Source organism: Xenorhabdus sp. PB30.3, assembly GCF_963895965.1.
Taxonomy (GTDB): Bacteria; Pseudomonadota; Gammaproteobacteria; order Enterobacterales; family Enterobacteriaceae; genus Xenorhabdus; species Xenorhabdus stockiae.
In genome coordinates, this window is record NZ_CAWQMW010000113.1 from 1 (window position 1) to 19,511 (window position 19,511).

The following is a 19,511-nucleotide window of genomic DNA, read 5'->3' on the forward strand; positions in this document are numbered from 1 at the left end:
AATGCTTGTCTTTATATGCCAGTACTCGCTTTCGAAAATCCAGACTATAGCCCATCTCACTTTATCCTTTGTCATATGAATCCAGCTATTATGTCATATTAATATGATTCTGCCATACACCACATATTCAACAAAGGCAAGCATGCTACTGCAAGGTAATCAGTATTTTTGCAGATCATTAAATTTAGCGGGGAGGTATGCCACGTTAATCAATCAATTCCGTGACATATACAGTGTCGGCATCGGGTATCAACTTTTATTCGCACTAATACCTGATCTGAGGAATATAAGATTTATTCCTCTTTTATTTAAGAAAATGGATCGTCATATTTATTACAATAGTTGTAATAACCAACCCTGATAGCTCGTGTTCCTTCTCTATTTCTTCTTTTTTCTCGTTATATATAGCTTTCAAGATTTGTTCGGAAAACTCTATCGCGGCTGTTCCATTTGCAGTAATAAGGTTTCTATCAGTGACGGTTTGTTCTTTGATAAAATTTTCTCCATTTTTATACTCCTTATATCCATTCCATAGATATTGAGAATTACCTGTATGTTGAAAATTGTTTAATAAACCATTCCTGGCTAAAAAGTCTACGGCACCACAGATAGCACCTACAATTACTCCCGAAGTGAGATAAAACGTTATAAGACTTTTCAGTTCATTATTTTCTATATTCCATGAATTACCGCCAATTAAGACAAACAGATCAATATCACGAGGGATCTTTTCTAAAGAATAGGTAATAACTGTGTTGAAATTCCCCATGGATTTACACGTCCCTTTATCTAAAGAAGCGGTTTCCACCTGCCATTCTTTGCTTATATTAAGCCGGGAAGCAAGATACGCACTTTCCCAATCAGCATAATCATTCAATAAGAAAAAAATGGCTTTTTTCATACATTATCCTTTTATATAAGATATCTGGCTGGCAATAGACTGAATTAACTGGTTATAGCCCATGGATAAAATTCGCACTAATTGAGCATAGCCATTTTCTGTCTGCTTCAACTCTAAGTTAAATGCCCGCTTAATCGTCTCTTTTTGATTAGATAAAACCCAGTATCCCTGAATGATAACCCGACCATCATAGCGCCCATGAAAAGCTGTGATTGTGATATTCAATATGTCAGCATTTTTTTCCAGAAGCTGGTCAGAGACCAGCTTTTGCGGAAATGCTGCGCTCAGTTGAGTAGTCAGAATCTGTTGTAACTGCTGTTCCAGTGGGCTAGCCCATAAATGATTCGAGGCATTGACGTAACTAACATCTCCTGTCTGATAAACAATCCCCGGTGATGAGAGGTAATCAGCAAGACTGACCTTTTTTATCCATAACTGAGGTTCATGTTCGATATTTACCCGTTTTACCTCTGAGGCTTTTGTGACAACAGGTAGCTGATAATAAGTTTTCTGTGGCTGGCTGCTGCTACATCCTGAAAGCAACATTCCCCCTATCAGTAAGAAACCAGCAGGTATAAAAAATGCCAATCTTAACATCAGTTTTTTCATTAATTACGCGCCTTTTTCGGTTCAGGATCCTGTGCAGCTTCCGCTTCAAATACCAGTGCATTGCTCTTATTGTTCAGTGTCTTCAATATCGGCTGCAATTCACGCAAAACCTGATCCAACCGTTGCATATTATCAACCAGTTTATTGTATGCCTGTGAACCCGGCTGAATCCCCTGCATACTACGGTTTAATTCATTCAAGGTATTATGTAGATCTTTAGGCAGCCCCTGCGCTTCTTTACTCGCAAGAATACGATTTAACTCATCCATAGTCTTCTGCGCAGCCTTAACGGTTTTCTGACTTTCTTCTAATGTTTGTGTTGCCTGAATAAAGAGAGGTTCAATCGGCATTTGATTAATTTTATCCAGCGCCATGGTGACTTTTTGTTGGATCTGAGCCAATCCGCTGCTTGTGGTAGGTAAAATCTCATAACCTGCTATTTCTCTCGGGCCTTTCCATGTCTTTTCATCAGCGTAAAAGTCCAGATCGATAAACAGCGCTCCTGTCAGTAAATTGCCGGATTTCAGAGAAGCTCTTAAGCCCCGGGAAATAATTTTTTCCAGTTCTTTATCTGTGTAAAAGCCATCACCAATTTCTTTCTCAAACCGTTCAGGCTCCATATGAATTAAGACAGGAATGCGGAAATCGTTATCAAGGCGTTGTTTGATTCCGTCAGCATAAAAAGGAACTTTGGCGACTGTACCCACCCGTATACCACGAAACTCGACAGGTGCTCCCGGCTGTAGACCTCTGATTGAATCAGAGAAGAACAGCAAGAAGTCTCTGTGCTCAGTATACAGTGAGTTCTCTATATTTCTTTCGTTATCGTAAAGTCTAAATATTTCTTTTTCTTGTACCGGTTTGCCTAAATCCCAGCCTTTGGGCACATCAAAACTGACCCCACCAGCAAATAAAGTGGATAATGCCGCGACCTCGACCCTTACTCCCTGTGATGACACATCAAAAGCAACACCACTATCTTTCCAAAACCGGATATTAGTTGTTAATAGTCCGTCATAAGGCGCATTAATGAAAATCTGATATCTGGCGAGGCGGGATTTAGGATCGAAAGTACTTGTTTCCACTGAACCAACACGATACCCACGAAACAAAACGGGATCACCCGCGGATAACCGCCCTGCTTTTTCACTGGTTAAAATGAGTCGCATGCCTTTTGCATCAGGTGAGGCCAATGGTGGTGAATCCAATAATGAAAATTTTCTTTCTTCACTACCTTCACTACCGGGCTGTAATTCAATAAATACACCCGATAGCAATGTACTCAGACCAGAAACCCCTTCACGACCAATTTGAGGCTTAACGACCCAAAATGCGGTATCTTTATGTAATAGCCTCTCCATACCATCATTCAGACGGGCTTTAATGATCACTTCACCTAGGCTATCGCTTAATGACACTCTTTCAACCACACCTACATTAACACTGCGACTTTTTATTTTCGTTTTTCCGGCCTCAATACCTTCGGCATTAGAGGTTATCAGTATTACTTCAGGCCCCTGATGGCTAAAGTGATAAAATAGTATCCAGGCACCGATGAGCACAGTAATAATTGGTACGATCCATATAGGTGACCAACTCTTAAGTTTGCTGATCTTGGCTTGAGCCAAAGTTTCTTCTTTATCCGTCACCTTATGATTCCCCACTGTTCCGTAACTCAAATTTCTTATTTGCTTTGTCCCATGTCAGGCGCGGATCAAAGGTCATTGATGCAAACATTGTTAAAATCACTACTGAAGCAAACAGTATTGCTCCCGTTGCGGGATAGATACTCATAAACTGCCCCATGCGTACTAATGCCGATAATACAGCGATAACAAAAACATCAATCATTGACCAGCGGCCAACAAATTCCACTATTTCATAAATAAAATGCATAGTTTCAGAGTTGTATCTGCCATGTCTTTTTGCATCCCAGCATAACCAGCAAATAGCGAGCATTTTCAGTAAAGGCACCATAATACTGGCGATAAAAATAACCAGAGCAACAGGATAAGACCCCGTGCTCCAAAGCAAAATAATACCTTCCAGAATGGTTGAATTAATGTCACTTCCTAATGATTGTGTCACCATAATCGGCAACATGTTTGCTGGAATATAAAGTATGGCTGATGTAATCAATAGTGCCATTGTCCACTGAAGACTGTAATGGCGACGGGCATGGCCCTTTGAGTGGCAGCGGGGACATTGATGTTTCTGCGCTGGTAGAATAGCAGTACAGCACTGACATAGCCTGACCCCCTGAATTAGTCCGGGTTTGCCCGTTTGTAGAGGAGCCCGTATTTTCGGTGCAGATTCTATATCATTCCAGATCCAATACCGGTCCAGACATTGAAAGGCTCTGATCTGAAACAGACAAAACAGACAGTAAGGCAGAAAACTGAGGCCAACCGCAATATCTCCATAAGCCATGAGCTTAACAAAGCTGACTAACACGCCAGCTAAAAATATTTCGGCCATGCACCAGGTTTTCATCTGAAATAAAATGCGCGCCAACTCAATTTTCAGCCGACGCGCCATTTTAATGTTCTGGCATAAAAGGATGATAGAAAGCATGCAGAATGCAGGTACAAGCTGCACAAAGATCAGGAAGAATACAGCTATGCTCGAATAATCTTCACTGAACATGGTTTTGGGGATTTCTGTGAGTGTAATTTCACTGACAATCCCCGCAACACTCATACTGACAAAAGGGAACAGGCAGGCGAGGAATAACATAAATAATGCACTGACTGCATAACCTGTCGGTTGATTACGTGGTTCTTTCCACTTTGCAGTCAGTAAAGTATCACATCGTGGACAAACAGCCTTTTTCCCTTCCTCCAGATCAGGCAATGCCACCAGCATATCGCATTGGTGGCATAGAACCAGCCTGTCATGCTGATGATTATCAGAACACAAAGTGCCTCTCCCATAAACAAAATCAATGCTGCCCTTTATATCACCAGATTGTCAGATTACCGCAGGTATAGCGGTAATCTGTATACTGTCGGATATCACCGGAAAACATTATCCATTTTTCATCATTTCCAGTTCCTGCCAGCGATCAAAAGCTTTCTCTAACGCCTGCTCTTTATTTGCCAGATCCTGCAGTACATTTTGTGTAACTTCGTGTGGCTGATTGAAAAAATCAGGATCACCGACCTGAGTTTGTAACTGTTCTATTTCCTGCTCTAACGTTTCCAATAATGATGGTAGTTGTTCTAACTCTCTGAGTAAATGGTAACTTATCTTATTATTTGAACGTTTTGTGGTTTCTTTAGCCTTAACCGGCTTACTCTCTGCCTTCTCTTTTTTTGCGGAGGACTGACGTAAAGAAACGGTTTGTTCCCTCTGTTGCTGAGCATCGAAATACCCACCAACATAGTTGTTGATTTCACCGTTACCTTCAAAAATCCAGCACTCTGTCACTGAGTTATCGACAAACTGACGGTCATGGCTTACCAGAATAACGGTACCCGTGTAGCCATCCACTAATTCTTCCAGTAATTCCAGTGTTTCAACGTCAAGATCATTCGTCGGTTCATCGAGAATAAGCAGGTTGCTGGGCTTCAGGAATAAGCGGGCTAACAACAAACGGTTACGTTCCCCGCCTGAAAGAGCCCGTACCGGTGTCATTGCACGCTTAGGATGGAAAAGGAAGTCTTGCAGATAGCCTAAAACATGGCGCGGGCGACCGTTCACCATAACTTCCTGTTTACCTTCGGCAAGGTTATCCATCACTGTTTTGTCAGGATCAAGCGCAGCACGGTGCTGATCAAAGTAAGCAACTTCCAGTTTTGTACCACAATGAAGCCGCCCACTATCTGCCTTCAAATCCCCCAGCATCAGTTTCAGTAATGTTGTTTTACCGCAACCATTCGGTCCCACTAAGGCAATTTTGTCACCACGCTGAATCTGAGCCGAGAAATTTTTAACTAACGTTTTGTCGCCAATCTGGTAATTAACATTTTCCAGTTCAAATACAATCTTGCCGGAACGGGTTGCTTCTTCAACCTGCATTCTGGCACTACCCATAACGTTACGGCGTTCTGAGTGTTCCACTCGCAACGCTTTTAGTGCTCTCACCCGGCCTTCATTACGGGTACGGCGTGCTTTAATCCCCTGCCGGATCCAGACCTCTTCCTGAGCCAGTTTTTTATCAAATTCCGCATTCTGTAGATCTTCAACCCGTAATGCTTCTTCTTTGCCTTCAAGATACTTATCATAATTACCCGGCCAAGACGTCAGTTTTCCGCGATCCAAATCGATAATACGGGTCGCCATACTGCGAATGAATGAACGGTCATGGGAAATAAAAACCAGGCTGCCATTAAAGTCTTTCAGGAAATTCTCCAGCCACTCAATCGTCTCAATATCCAGATGGTTTGTTGGCTCATCAAGGAAAAGAACTTTCGGTGAACTGACTAAAGCTCTCCCCAAAGCCGCTTTGCGTAACCAGCCTCCGGATAAAGAAGATAATTTCGCCTCCGCAGGTAAAGCCAGTTGCTTTAATACATCACTGATACGGCTGTCCAATAACCAGAGGTTACGGGTATCCAACACTTCCTGTAACTCTGCCAGTCGGTTGAGATTTTTCTCACTAGGATCGGTTTCCACCAGTCGTGAAGTATGATGGAATGCCTTAATATACTCCGCCTGCTCTTTGACTCCTTCCGCTACAAAATCAAAGACCGTACCTTCTACATCACGAGGTGGGTCCTGTTGTAACCGGGCAACAATCAAATCCTGTTCATAAATAACCTGTCCGTCATCCAGTGGCTGCTCTTTCGCCAACACACGCAGCAGGGTGGATTTCCCTGCACCATTGCGGCCAACCAGACATACTCTTTCATTTTCTTCAATATGTAGCTCAGTATCATCCAATAATGGCGAATCACCGAATGACAGCCAGGCACCCGATAGATTAATCAATGACATAATATTATTTTCCCTCGCCAGCGTGACGCAGTAGCCAGCAGTTGTGGATCTGGCGGTTACGGGCAAAATCCTGCGACAGAGTTTTTTCTGTAATATCTTCTGCTACCAGACCTAATTTCTCCAGTTCAGCAAAATCCATTTTGAAACCACGTTTATTATTGGAGAACATTAATGTTCCTCCGCGACGGAGTAAGCGCTTTAATTGTTTCATTAATTCGATGTGATCGCGCTGGACATCAAATGTATCTTCCATACGTTTAGAGTTAGAGAATGTCGGAGGGTCAATAAAAATCAAGTCGAATTGTTCGCGTGTTTGTGCCAGCCAACCCAGACAATCTGCCTGAATCAGACGATGCTGACGACCAGCCAGTCCATTTACCTGTAGGTTTTTCTCCGCCCACTCAAGGTAAGTTCGGGACATATCCACTGTGGTCGTTGAACGTGCACCACCCAGTCCAGCATGAACTGTTGCTGATCCGGTATAGGAAAACAGATTGAGGAAGTCTTTACCCTGACTCATTTCCCCGAGTTTTTTGCGGGCAATGCGGTGATCAAGGAATAACCCTGTATCCAGATAATCTGTCAGGTTAACCCAGAATTTCGCGCCATATTCATTCACCAAAAAGAATTCTTTCTTTTCAGCAAGTTTTTCATATTGATTTTTGCCTTTCTGGCGCTGGCGGGTTTTCAGAATCAGCTGATTAGATTGCAACCCGAGCACATTCATTGTTGCACTAATAACGTCAAACAAGCGCTGGCGGGCTTTATTGGCATCTACCGATTTAGGCGGAGCATATTCTTGTACGATAACTTTGTCAGCATAACGATCAACGGCGACGTTATATTCCGGCAAATCTGCATCATATAAACGATAGCAATCAATTCCCTGCTGTTTCGCCCATTTACTGAGTTTCTTTTCATTTTTACGCAGACGGTTAGCGTAATCTTCAGCAATACCACCATCCAGTGGCTGAGGTTTGCCTGATGCTTGTTCATTTTGCTGAATCGCATCATTTTTTTGAATAGAATAATTTTTCTGAACACAATCTAAAGGGCCGTTTTTCGCTTTAAACTCGCGCTCAGCACGCAATTGCAGGCAGCTTAACAACTCTGGTGAAGCGCTGAACAGGGATAAGCGCCAACCCGGAAAACGATTTTTTATGATCCGACCGAATACATTGTGCAAAGCAATCAATGCCGGTTCACTTTCGAGACGCTCTCCATATGGCGGGTTACTTAATATCGTACCTGTTACCCCTTCCTGCAATGGATTTTCTAGCTTACTCGCATCACCCTGCTGAAATTCAATCAGCTGTGAAACGCCGGCTCTGCGTGCATTTGAACGCGCCATATCCATAACACGACGATCAATATCCAGCCCCCAAAAGCGTGATGAAGTTTCCTGTAACCCTCTACGGAAACGCACTTGTGCCTCGGTGGTGACTTCACGCCAAATAGCTTCATCGAATTTCAGCCATGATGTGAAGCCCCAACGCTGACGGTTTAAACCCGGCGCACAATCGGCAGCCATCATCGCTGCTTCGATTAACAGTGTTCCTGAACCGCACATCGGGTCAACCATCGGTGTTCCCATACTCCAGCCGGAACGCAACACGACTGCGGCTGCCAGAGTTTCTTTCAGTGGAGCCTGCCCGGCTAAATCACGATAACCACGAATATGTAGCCCTTCTCCACTCAGATCGAGTGATACGCTTGCTTTTTCTTTATTAAGAAAAACATTAATACGCACATCCGGCTGTTGTTTGGCAACATCAGGACGCTGCTTTGTTTTCCGCATAAAACAGTCAACAATCGCATCTTTGACTTTCAGTGCACCATATTGTGTATTTCTGATTTCTTCATTTGTCCCACTGAAATGGACTGCGAATGTGCTATCTACTGAAAAAATTTCAGTCCAGTCAATAGACTGGACACCAAGATACAGGTCAAGATCGCTATAAACTTTAAATTCATTAAGCGGTAGCAGGATACGGGATGCTAATCTGCTCCAGAGCAGACTTTTATACATCACCCGTTCGTCGCCTTTAAAATGAACCCCACCCTGGGCAATCTTACAAGATTGTGCCCCCAGCGTTTCCAGTTCGTTCTTTAACAGTTCTTCCAGTCCACGTGCCGTGCTGGCAAAGAGAAAGTTCATGTATTATTCACCAAGACTATTATTTACTAAAAAATGTACCACCAAAAAATTGCTGCCATTATAGCTAATACCAGCAACATGTCATAAGATTGCTCGCTTCAGGTAAAAATAAAGGTGAAAAATAGCCTGTGGCGCAGTGTTGAGGCGCTTATGTACGAAAAATGCCGGCGGTTTTCAATGGACAGGAGTGAGTTAAGATTTAATTAAGATTGAGAAAAAACTGTCAGCTTGTAACTGATTTCTGGATCTGTGTATTGGGATCAATCATAGAGCCGGATTAATAATTCTTTAAATCGCCTTATCATATATAGGGGCCTGAGTTGGTTCAGTATAAGGCATTAAACGGTCATTCATTATTTTTATCGGATCACAGAAATTCATTACACGATCACCGAGATCTAATTTTTGCTCTACTAATAAACAAACACTGGCATTTTCACCTGCTTCAGCAACCATAAATAACGCCTCTGTTCCATCTTCCTGCAAACGAACCTGAATAATTTCACCCTGTTCAGGTTTGCTTATTAAAGAACAGATAGAAAAATACCAACTTTTAGGCATCTGTGGTTTCATAAAGCGGAAGGCAACCAATCCATTTAAAGCTAATTCAGCTCTGAGTTGTGGGGCAATATTAATACGGCGGGAATATTCTTCGAAAGTATAATAAAGCGCTGCATCATCGACAGAAAAATTAACTTCTTCCATTGTGGTGACATAAGCAGTCAACATTCTGGCAGGAAAACGAGAACGAAAAACCATACCATTAGCAAGATCGAGCATGACACGGTTATGCTCAGTATCAAAATACCAGCGCCATTGATCATCAGGTCTAATTTTCATTGGTTACCCTTTTCTGCTCAAAATAGTTTATTTGTTTAAAAATAAGCACCGCCCTAATGGGAATTTTAAAAAGTTGATAAACTTTTAATCTGTCAAACAAAATATAGACGAGTTGGGGGCAGAAATAAACCCCCAACGCCTTTAATACTAAACCTTAAACACCAGATTTCAGAAAATATTCAGATATGATTAACAATATCTTTGATTAATTTCGGCCCTTTATAGATAAAGCCTGAGAATATCTGAATCAATGAAGCCCCTGCTTCCATTTTTTCTCTGGCTGAAACTAATGAATCAATTCCACCCACGCCAATGATAGGAATTTCACCTTTTAATTCCTGAGAAAGACGGCGAATAATTTCTGTACTGCGCAGCTGCACCGGGCGACCACTTAAACCACCAGCCTGCTGACAGTGATTTAATCCTTCAATAATCTTTCTATCTAAAGTGGTATTCGTTGCAATGACTCCATCAATTTGATGGCGCATTAAACTATCTGCGATTTCTACTAATTCAGATTCCGTAAGGTCTGGCGAAATTTTTACGGCAACAGGAACATACTTTTGATATTTTTGTTGTAGTTCACTTTGTTTATTTTTAATCGCAGACAGAAGATCATCCAGTGCTTCACCATACTGTAATGTTCTCAGACCCGGTGTATTAGGTGAGGAGATATTAATCGTAATATAACCAGCATGGGGATACACTTTATCCATGCAAATTAAATAATCATCTTTACCATTCTCTACCGGAGTATCTTTATTTTTGCCAATATTAATTCCGATAATTCCGTCGTATTTTGCTTTCTTAACATTCTCAACCAAATTATCAACACCGAGATTATTAAAACCCATCCGATTAATAATGCCTTCCGCTTCAACAACACGGAATAATCTCGGTTTATCATTCCCTGCCTGCGGACGTGGAGTTACCGTACCAATTTCAACAAAACCAAAACCCATTGCACCAAAGGCATCAATGCAATCACCATTTTTATCAAGACCGGCGGCTAAGCCAAGAGGATTCTTAAATGACAACCCCATACAGGTAACGGGTTTAGTGGCAACTGACTGGCGGATGAGGAATTCGAAAGGAGTACCGGTAACAAGTTTGAGCTGGCGAAAAGTAAGCTCATGGGCCTGCTCCGGATCAAGCTGGAACAATGCCTTCTTTAGAAGCGGATAATACATGCAATCTCCTGCGCTGCGAGCATAATGACAGGTTGTGGTGACTGTGAAATAAGCGCGGAGCATCTTAAAGAGATATTGTCAAAATGTAAATGTAACGCAGAAGATATTTATTAATTTCCTCCGGCTGAAGCCGGAGGAAATGTCATTACTCAGCTTTCCAGTGCTTTTGTGATTTTCTCAAATAAATCACCCGATAAGTTTTCCAGTGTTTTCAGTTCTTCTAGCGTTGTACGCATCAACGCCTGACGTTTTTCATCATAGCGATTCAGGCGGATTAATGGCTCAATTAGACGTGAAGCCACTTGCGGGTTACGCGTGTTCAGATCAGTCAGAACTTCTTTCAGGAACTGATAACCACGACCGTTCTCAGCATGGAATGCTACTGCGTTATTGGCAAAGAAGGTTCTCAGCAGTGAATAAGTGCGGTTTGGGTTACTCAGGCTGAAAGAGCGATGGTTCATCAAACTACGTACTTTATCAAGCACATCAAATGCCGGGCTGGTTGCCTGAAGCATAAACCATTTATCCATGACCAATCCATCCTGATGCCAGCGTTGATCAAACTCATCCATTAATTGATAACTGCAAGGCAATTCTGCCGCCATTGCCGCAGATAGTGCTGCAACAGTATCAGTCATATTATCTGCCTGATAATACTGAGCGGCGACTAGTTGATCAGCCTGCGCCTGGTCTTCAACAAAGGCTAAATAATGCAGGCAAATATTACGCAATGACCGTTTTGCAATATCCTTATGCTCCACACGATATGCCCCTGTGTGAATACTGTGGTACACAGCCGCAAATTCATCTGCCATTTCGTTTGTCAGACTACGCGTGATGACATCAAGCACTTCATGAATAGCCTGTGGATCAATCACTGTAAACAGCTCTGCCACTTCATTTTCAGACGGCAGTGTCAGGATCAGGGCCGCCAGTGCTGGGTCAATATCTTTATCCAGCAATACAGCACGGAATGCATCAATAACATGCATTGGCAATTCTACCGGCTGGGATTGCTGATAACGGGTAACATTCAGTTTTATATAATTAGCTAACAGTGCCTGTGCCGCATCCCAACGCGAAAATTCATTGCGGGCATATTTCATCAGGAAGGTCAGTTGGCTGTCACTATATAAATAATCCAGTTTCACTGGTGCAGAGAATTCACGTAATAAAGAAGGCACCGGCTGTGACGGTACATCATCAAATACAAATGTCTGTTCTGCACTAATAACATTCAGAACATGATGCACAGGCTGACCATCACGACGTAGCGGAATGACACGACCATGTTCATCATACAGTTCAATATCCAGCGGAATGTGCAGAGGCAATTTCTCTTTCTGATCTGCGGTTGGTGGTGTCATCTGACTGACATGCAACAGATACTGCTGTTTTTCCGCATCATATTCATCACGTACTGTCAGTACCGGCGTACCTGATTGACTGTACCAGCGGCGGAATAGTGTCAAATCAACGTTTGAAGCATCCTCCATTGCCTGTACAAAATCATCACAGGTTGCTGCACTGCCATCATGACGGTGTACATAAAGCTGGATTCCTGCTTGAAATTGCTCTTCACCCAGTAAAGTGTGGATCATTCGAATGACTTCTGAGCCTTTTTCATAAACAGTCAGCGTATAGAAGTTATTCATTTCCATCACCTGCTCAGGACGGATAGGATGCGCCATCGGGCTGGCATCTTCAGCAAACTGAGCTGCACGCATAATACGCACATTGTTAATACGATTAACAGAGCGTGACCCCAAATCAGAACTGAATTCCTGATCACGGAAGACGGTCAGCCCCTCTTTCAGGCTTAACTGGAACCAGTCACGACAGGTGATCCTGTTTCCTGTCCAGTTATGGAAATATTCATGCCCAATTACCGCTTCAATGCCAAGATAATCTTTGTCTGTTGCTGTTTCCGTTTTCGCTAAGACATATTTGGAGTTAAAGACATTCAGTCCTTTATTCTCCATCGCTCCCATATTGAAGAAATCAACGGCAACAATCATGTAAATATCAAGATCATATTCCAGACCAAAACGGCTTTCATCCCACTTCATGGAATTTTTCAGCGACGTCATAGCCCAGCCAGCACGATCCAGATTACCCCGGTCAACAAACAATTCCAGCGCAACTTTACGACCACTACGGGTAATAAAAGTATCATGCAGGACATCAAAATCCCCTGCGACTAGCGCGAACAAATAAGAGGGTTTCGGGAATGGGTCCTGCCATTTAACCCAATGACGACCATCACTCAGCTCTCCCTGCTCAATACGGTTACCATTGGACAATAAATATGGGTACTTGGATTTATCCGCAGTGAGACGAGTGGTAAAACGGGCCAATACATCCGGCCTGTCCAGATAATAAGTGATATTGCGGAAACCTTCAGCTTCACACTGGGTGCACAAAGCATCACCTGATACATACAACCCTTCAAGTGCACTGTTAGCCGCAGGATTATTTTCACTCACTATTTTCAGGGTAAACTGAGCAGGCAGTTGTTCAATGATTAATTTTCCATCCTGCTCGTGATAATGCTCCCATGCCTTATCATTAATATGGATACTCTTTAATGTCAGGTTTTCTCCATCTAAAATGAGTGGAGTGATATCATTAATCAGACGTTTTACTTGACTGGTTGCTGTTACAGTTGTTTTATCTGCATCCAGTTCAAAATCGAGATCAATATCTGTAATAGTGTAGTCTGGCGCTTTATAATCCAGACGATGCTTAATAAGCCGCTGTTGTGTCATAAGAAACCTTTTTTCATTACTTAATGTGAGGAGCTAACGCTGCCACAGAGACTCTATCCTTTCAATCCGGAAATCTCTTTTTTCAGATGTTAATCATTTATTAAATAAAGGTATAAAACCTGTTTTGAGAATATTAGTACTTTTGTGCTACTTGCCATCTCATATTGTATTTAACATGATATCATCTATAAATTGATCAACCTTAATCTGTATTGTCCGAAAAAATATATGCGATTATGTAGCTTTAATAACAGAATAATCACGGTATACTCTTCGGACTTTATCGATTTAGCAGACACAAATGCTCCGCGAGGATGCCTGACGCGCCATGACTTTAGACGCTACCCCGATTATCAAATCACTGCTTGATACTGATGCTTATAAATTTCATATGCAGCAAGCAGTGTACCACCATTACAACGATATTCATGTTGTTGCAGAGTTCCGCTGCCGTGGTGATGAACTACTCGGTAAATACGCCGGGGCATTACGCCAGCAGATTAACATGATGACTGATCTGACTCTGACAGAACAAGAAGCTAACTATCTGTCTAGATTGCCATTTTTTAAACAAGATTATCTGGACTGGTTCAAAACCTTCCGTTTTAACCCTGAACAAGTAGAAGTTTCTGTTACTGATAAAGGACAGCTTGCTATCAGAATTTCAGGTTTATGGCGTGAAGTGATCCTGTGGGAAGTACCATTACTTGCCCTGATTAGTGAACTGGTACACCGCGATCGCTCGCCTGAGATTAAAGCAGAAGCGGCAGTCAGCCAGCTTAGAAAACTAATTGAGCTGTTCTATCAGGATGCCGCAGCAGAACATATCGATTTATCCGGTTTCAAACTGATGGATTTCGGTACCCGCCGCCGTTTTTCACACGAAGTGCAATATGCCATTGTTAAGGAACTGAAAGAGAGTTTTCCTTATCTGATTGGAACCAGTAACTACCAGCTGGCACAACAACTTGATCTGGCACCGCTCGGTACGCAGGCTCACGAATGGTTTCAGGCTCATCAGCAAATCAGCCCCGAACTTGCTAACAGCCAGCGTGCGGCGTTACAGACTTGGCTGAATGAGTATCCGAACCAGCTAGGTATTGCCCTGACAGATTGTATCACTATGGATGCTTTTTTACGGGATTTCGATAAACCTTTTGCTGTTGCCTATAACGGCCTGCGCCATGATTCCGGTGATCCCGTTGACTGGGGCGAAAAAGCGATTGCTCATTATCTGTCACTGGGTATCGACCCACTGACTAAAACACTGGTATTTTCGGATAGTCTGGATCTGCAAAAATCACTGGCTCTTTATCGTCATTTCCATCAACGAATCAATGTTATGTTTGGCATTGGTACACGTCTGACCTGCAATATTCCGGGAATAAAGCCGCTGAATATCGTAATCAAGTTGGTTGAATGTAACGGTAAGCCTGTCGCCAAACTGTCTGACAGTCCGGGAAAAACCATCTGTGAAGATGTCGAATTTGTCAACAAATTACGCAGAGCATTTGACATCCCGGAAATGAAAAAAGCTGTGTAATTTTCAGGATAGTTTGTACCAATCTTTAATCGGCGTGATCAACGTCTTTCTGGTTACGCCGATAAAAAACAACTTTTCCCTTTATTTCCCCCTTAACCCCCTTAATTTCTACTTGTTTCCTGTGAAAGGACAAGTAAGATAAGGAGTCATCGTGCCGTTTGGCACGACTTACAGTAAGTCTAGTTATCTATATTAATTACCTATTATTAAAGAAGAGAGAAATTTATGAGCGTAGCGCCTGTAGTCGATGTACTGCAAGGCCGTGTTCCGGTTGGCAGCGAAGTCACCGTCCGCGGCTGGGTACGTACAAGGAGAGATTCTAAAGCTGGTATCTCGTTCCTCGCCGTTTATGACGGTTCCTGCTTTAATCCCTTACAGGCCGTCGTTAATAATAATTTGCCTAATTATCAGGATGAAGTTCTGAACCTCACAACCGGGTGCTCTGTAGAAGTAACCGGTACTGTTGTGGAATCACAGGGTAAAGGTCAGAGTTTTGAATTACAGGCAACCAACATTGTGGTCGTTGGTATAGTGGAAGATCCTGATACTTATCCGATGGCAGCAAAACGCCACAGTATCGAATATCTGCGTGAAGTCGCTCACCTTCGCCCACGTACTAACCTGATTGGTGCGGTTGCACGTGTTCGTCACACACTGGCGCAAGCACTGCATCGTTTTTACCACGAAAAAGGTTTCTTCTGGGTATCTTCACCTCTTATCACAGCCTCAGATACAGAAGGTGCAGGTGAAATGTTCCGCGTTTCCACTCTGGACATGCAAAACCTGCCATTGACTGATAAAGGTGAAGTTGATTTCAGCAAAGACTTCTTCGGGCGCGAAGCCTTCCTGACTGTATCCGGTCAGTTAAACGGTGAAACTTATGCCTGTGCATTAAGTAAGGTTTACACCTTCGGGCCGACTTTCCGTGCTGAAAACTCCAATACCAGCCGCCATCTGGCCGAATTCTGGATGCTTGAACCAGAAGTTGCTTTCGCTGATCTGAATGATATCGCTAAACTCGCTGAAGAAATGCTGAAGTATGTCTTTAAAGTGGCTTTGGAAGAGCGTGCTGATGATCTGGCGTTCTTTGCAGAGCGCGTTGACAGTGAAGTTATTACCCGACTGGAAAAATTTGTCGATTCTGATTTTGTCCAGCTGGATTACACAGATGCCATTGAAATTCTGGAAAACTGTGGTCATAAATTCGAAAACCCTGTTTACTGGGGCGTTGATTTATCATCTGAGCATGAGCGTTATCTGGCAGAGAAGCACTTTGGTGCACCAGTCATCATGAAGAACTATCCAAAAGACATCAAAGCGTTCTACATGCGTATGAATGAAGATGGCAAAACTGTCGCGGCAATGGATGTTCTGGCTCCGGGTATTGGTGAAATCATTGGTGGTTCCCAGCGTGAAGAGCGTCTGGATATGCTGGATGCGCGTCTGGAAGAGATGGGACTGAATAAAGAAGATTACTGGTGGTATCGTGATCTGCGCCGTTACGGCACCGTTCCTCACTCTGGTTTTGGTCTGGGCTTTGAACGTCTGGTGGCTTATGTCACTGGTGTCTCAAACGTACGCGACGTAATCCCATTCCCAAGAACGCCAAGAAACGCAAGTTTCTAATGAATCCGTTCGAAAAATAACCAAAAATCAATCCTGAGAAAAGCCAGCGAAAGTTGGCTTTTTTCATTTCATCGTCAAAACAGTGCAAAAAAAGTTCCTTGACATTTACATTTTGTAATATGTTTTTTCAGTTTGTTACTAATTTTGTACTTTTGTAGCACTTTGAGGGTGGATAAAAGCCATAACCAATGGAACACTGAGCGCAGATTAATAAGACACCTGATACCCACAAATAGTTCCAAAAATTTTAGTGTTCTGTTTTCAAAGTGTGCCAGATGTCTAAATAACACCAATGAGGGTAATAATAATGAAGCGCAATATTCTTGCAGTGGTAATTCCAACTTTGCTGGTTGCTGGTACAGCAAACGCAGCTGAGATCTTTAACAAAGACGGTAACAAACTGGATCTGTACGGTAAAGTTGACGTTCGTCATCAGTTCGCTGATAAAAGAAGCGGCCAAGATGGCGACGATTCTTACGCTCGTATCGGTATCAAAGGCGAAACTCAGATCTCTGACCAACTGACTGGTTTCGGTCGTTGGGAATACAACATGAAAGCTAAAGGTGCAGAAGCTGAAGGTGCTGATACTGCAACTCGTCTGGCTTTCGCTGGTCTGAAATTCGCTAACTACGGCTCACTGGATTATGGTCGTAACTACGGCGTAAACTACGATGTTAACGCATGGACTGACGTGCTGCCAATCTTTGGTGGTGACTCTATGTCCAAAACTGACAACTACATGACTGGCCGTGCGACTGGTCTGTTAACTTACCGTAACACTGATTTCTTCGGTCTGGTTGATGGCCTGAACGTTGCTCTGCAATATCAGGGTCAAAACAGTAAGCGTACCAAAAACAAACGTGAAGATTCTGCTGACGTGACCTCAAATGGTGACGGCTACGGTATGTCTGCTACTTATGACGTAGGTTACGGTGTCAACGTTGGTGCTTCTTACGCTAATTCTACTCGCGGAAACGAGCAGTGGAATAATGAACAAGCTCATGGTAAACGCGCTGAAGCATGGAACATCGGTGCTAAATACGATGCGAACAACGTATATCTGGCAGCAATGTACGGTGAAACCCGTAATATGACTCCGGGTACAGTCGTAACTAAACACGGTAAACTGACCAAAGAGATTGCTAATAAAACCCAAAACGTTGAGTTAGTTGCACAATATCTGTTCGCTGACTACGGTTTGAAACCATCTCTGGCTTATGTTCAGTCTAAAGGTAAAGATCTGGATCGTAACAACAATGCTAAAGGCTTCAACGCAGACTTGGTTAAATATGTTTCTGTAGGTACTTACTACTACTTTAACAAAAACCTGTCTACCTTTGTTGATTACAAAGTCAACCTGCTGGACAAAAACGAAGGTGGTGATGCAAACGGCCGCAACGTCTTTGGTGTTGGTCTGACTTATCAGTTCTAATTACCGCTGATAAACAGTTTAACGAAAAGTTAAACGATTTATCTCAAAAAAGCAGCGCTCCGGCGCTGCTTTTTGCATTTCATCTCTCTGTTTTTTCAGACTCTTTTCTCCACTCCGTAAACTACTTCACAAGATTTTATTCTTTTTGCTACAAGTGGTTGGCAAATCGATTTCTTAGGGTTACCCTGAGCAGCGTATAATTTATTTCGGGCTTAACTCTCCAAATTTTGGAATAAAAAAATGTTTGAAAAAATCACAGCAGCGCCTGCCGACCCTATTCTTGGTTTAGCTGATAGCTTTAAAGCTGATCCCCGCGAAAATAAAATCAACTTGGGTATCGGTGTCTATAAAGATGAAACCGGTAAAACTCCTGTCCTGACCACCGTTAAAAAAGCAGAAAAATTCTTGCTGGAAAACGAAACCACTAAAAATTATCTGGCAATCAGCGGATTACCGGAGTTTGGTCGTGTGACTCAGGAACTGCTCTTTGGCAACACCAGTGCCATCGTTACTGAAAAACGTGCCCGTACCGTACAAAGCCCAGGCGGAACAGGCGCACTGCGTACTGCCGCTGATTTTATTGCTAAGCAAACTAATGCCAAACGTGTTTGGATCAGTAACCCAACCTGGCCAAACCATAAAGGTGTTTTCTCCAGCGCAGGTCTAGAGATCCGCGAATATAACTATTACGATGCAGAAAAACACGCTCTGAATTTCGACGGTATGCTGGCAAGTCTGTCTGAAGCACAAGCTGGTGATGTTGTTCTATTGCACGGCTGCTGCCACAACCCGACCGGTATCGATCCTACTCCTGAACAATGGCAGAAACTGGCAGATTTATCTGCGGCAAATGGCTGGCTACCTGTATTCGATTTCGCTTATCAGGGCTTTGCTAAAGGTCTGGATGAAGATGCTGAAGGTCTGCGCATTTTTGCCAAAAATCATAATGAGTTGATCATTGCCAGCTCTTACTCCAAAAACTTTGGCCTGTACAATGAACGTGTTGGTGCCTGTACTATCGTTGCAGCAGACAGCGATACCGCAGAGAAAGCGTTCAGTCAGGCTAAATTTATTGTACGCACCAACTATTCTAACCCACCAGCTCACGGCGCTTCTGTTGTTACGACAATTCTGTCCAACGAAGAACTGAAAGCAGAATGGATTCAGGAACTGGCAACAATGCGTGAACGCATTCAGCGTATGCGTCAATTGTTCGTCAACACCTTACAAGAAAAAGGTGCAAAACAGGATTTCAGCTTCATCTGCGCTCAAAATGGTATGTTCTCATTCAGTGGTCTGACTAAAGAGCAGGTTGAACGTCTGCGTGAAGAATACGCTGTTTATGCAGTCAGCTCCGGCCGTATTAACGTAGCTGGTTTAACACTAGAGAACATGGTGCCTCTGTGTGAAGCGATTGTTGCTGTACTCTAAGTAAAATTCAAAATTTCATTGAAGTACACAATCCTATATCGATATTAAAGCCGCTGAAAAAGCGGCTTTTTCTTT

13 protein-coding genes are annotated in these 19,511 nt (G+C 42.9%); 4 read left to right on the forward strand and 9 right to left on the reverse strand.

Annotated elements, in window-relative coordinates:
• Positions 1 to 304: 304 nt before the first annotated feature.
• The 9 genes from AACX38_RS07390 to pepN form a co-directional block, all read right to left on the reverse strand.
• Complete coding sequence (locus AACX38_RS07390; RefSeq protein ID WP_228863855.1) at positions 305 to 901, reverse strand: type 1 glutamine amidotransferase family protein; 597 nt, start codon at positions 899 to 901, stop codon at positions 305 to 307.
• A 3-nt stretch (positions 902 to 904) separates the two neighbouring features.
• On the reverse strand, positions 905 to 1,510 hold the full coding sequence (gene pqiC / locus AACX38_RS07395; RefSeq protein ID WP_228863856.1) for a membrane integrity-associated transporter subunit PqiC: 606 nt from the start codon (positions 1,508 to 1,510) through the stop codon (positions 905 to 907).
• On the reverse strand, positions 1,510 to 3,159 hold the full coding sequence (pqiB, locus tag AACX38_RS07400) for an intermembrane transport protein PqiB (protein ID WP_228863857.1): 1,650 nt from the start codon (positions 3,157 to 3,159) through the stop codon (positions 1,510 to 1,512). Before pqiB ends, pqiC begins: the two co-directional genes overlap by 1 nt.
• A gap of 1 nt (position 3,160) precedes the next feature.
• On the reverse strand, positions 3,161 to 4,429 hold the full coding sequence (gene pqiA / locus AACX38_RS07405) for a membrane integrity-associated transporter subunit PqiA (protein WP_255712019.1): 1,269 nt from the start codon (positions 4,427 to 4,429) through the stop codon (positions 3,161 to 3,163).
• Positions 4,430 to 4,537: 108 nt separating this feature from the next.
• A complete protein-coding gene (locus AACX38_RS07410; protein WP_228863858.1) occupies positions 4,538 to 6,448 on the reverse strand; it encodes an ABC transporter ATP-binding protein in 1,911 nt (636 codons plus the stop codon).
• A 4-nt stretch (positions 6,449 to 6,452) separates the two neighbouring features.
• A complete protein-coding gene (gene rlmKL, locus AACX38_RS07415; RefSeq protein ID WP_228863859.1) occupies positions 6,453 to 8,606 on the reverse strand; it encodes a bifunctional 23S rRNA (guanine(2069)-N(7))-methyltransferase RlmK/23S rRNA (guanine(2445)-N(2))-methyltransferase RlmL in 2,154 nt (717 codons plus the stop codon).
• A 288-nt stretch (positions 8,607 to 8,894) separates the two neighbouring features.
• Positions 8,895 to 9,446, reverse strand: a complete 552-nt coding sequence (locus AACX38_RS07420) for a cell division protein ZapC (protein WP_228863860.1) — start codon at positions 9,444 to 9,446, stop codon at positions 8,895 to 8,897.
• Positions 9,447 to 9,625: 179 nt separating this feature from the next.
• The gene (gene pyrD / locus AACX38_RS07425; RefSeq protein ID WP_099124009.1) at positions 9,626 to 10,636 is read right to left on the reverse strand and encodes a quinone-dependent dihydroorotate dehydrogenase; all 1,011 of its coding nucleotides are present in this window, start codon (positions 10,634 to 10,636) and stop codon (positions 9,626 to 9,628) included.
• A 149-nt stretch (positions 10,637 to 10,785) separates the two neighbouring features.
• A complete protein-coding gene (gene pepN / locus AACX38_RS07430) occupies positions 10,786 to 13,404 on the reverse strand; it encodes an aminopeptidase N (protein WP_228863861.1) in 2,619 nt (872 codons plus the stop codon).
• A 328-nt stretch (positions 13,405 to 13,732) separates the two neighbouring features.
• Between pepN and pncB the strand changes: the two genes are divergently transcribed.
• The 4 genes from pncB (at position 13,733) to AACX38_RS07450 (ending at position 19,436) form a co-directional block, all read left to right on the forward strand.
• Positions 13,733 to 14,947: a nicotinate phosphoribosyltransferase gene (pncB, locus tag AACX38_RS07435; RefSeq protein WP_228863862.1), complete on the forward strand. Its 1,215-nt coding sequence runs from the start codon at positions 13,733 to 13,735 to the stop codon at positions 14,945 to 14,947.
• A gap of 225 nt (positions 14,948 to 15,172) precedes the next feature.
• A complete protein-coding gene (gene asnS, locus AACX38_RS07440) occupies positions 15,173 to 16,573 on the forward strand; it encodes an asparagine--tRNA ligase (protein WP_228863863.1) in 1,401 nt (466 codons plus the stop codon).
• 307 nt (positions 16,574 to 16,880) lie between these two features.
• Complete coding sequence (locus AACX38_RS07445) at positions 16,881 to 18,005, forward strand: porin (RefSeq protein ID WP_228863864.1); 1,125 nt, start codon at positions 16,881 to 16,883, stop codon at positions 18,003 to 18,005.
• 240 nt (positions 18,006 to 18,245) lie between these two features.
• Positions 18,246 to 19,436, forward strand: a complete 1,191-nt coding sequence (locus AACX38_RS07450; protein WP_228863865.1) for an amino acid aminotransferase — start codon at positions 18,246 to 18,248, stop codon at positions 19,434 to 19,436.
• Positions 19,437 to 19,511: the final 75 nt, after the last annotated feature.

Bases quoted from the DNA above. Each gene is read 5' to 3' on its own strand.
- AACX38_RS07410 (WP_228863858.1), bottom strand. From the start codon at position 6,448: ATGTCATTGATTAATCTATCGGGTGCCTGGCTGTCATTCGGTGATTCG.
- pqiC (WP_228863856.1), bottom strand. From the start codon at position 1,510: ATGAAAAAACTGATGTTAAGATTGGCATTTTTTATACCTGCTGGTTTC.
- pncB (WP_228863862.1), top strand. From the start codon at position 13,733: ATGACTTTAGACGCTACCCCGATTATCAAATCACTGCTTGATACTGAT.
- pyrD (WP_099124009.1), bottom strand. From the start codon at position 10,636: ATGTATTATCCGCTTCTAAAGAAGGCATTGTTCCAGCTTGATCCGGAG.
- pepN (WP_228863861.1), bottom strand. From the start codon at position 13,404: ATGACACAACAGCGGCTTATTAAGCATCGTCTGGATTATAAAGCGCCA.
- rlmKL (WP_228863859.1), bottom strand. From the start codon at position 8,606: ATGAACTTTCTCTTTGCCAGCACGGCACGTGGACTGGAAGAACTGTTA.
- AACX38_RS07450 (WP_228863865.1), top strand. From the start codon at position 18,246: ATGTTTGAAAAAATCACAGCAGCGCCTGCCGACCCTATTCTTGGTTTA.
- AACX38_RS07420 (WP_228863860.1), bottom strand. From the start codon at position 9,446: ATGAAAATTAGACCTGATGATCAATGGCGCTGGTATTTTGATACTGAG.
- AACX38_RS07390 (WP_228863855.1), bottom strand. From the start codon at position 901: ATGAAAAAAGCCATTTTTTTCTTATTGAATGATTATGCTGATTGGGAA.
- asnS (WP_228863863.1), top strand. From the start codon at position 15,173: ATGAGCGTAGCGCCTGTAGTCGATGTACTGCAAGGCCGTGTTCCGGTT.
- AACX38_RS07445 (WP_228863864.1), top strand. From the start codon at position 16,881: ATGAAGCGCAATATTCTTGCAGTGGTAATTCCAACTTTGCTGGTTGCT.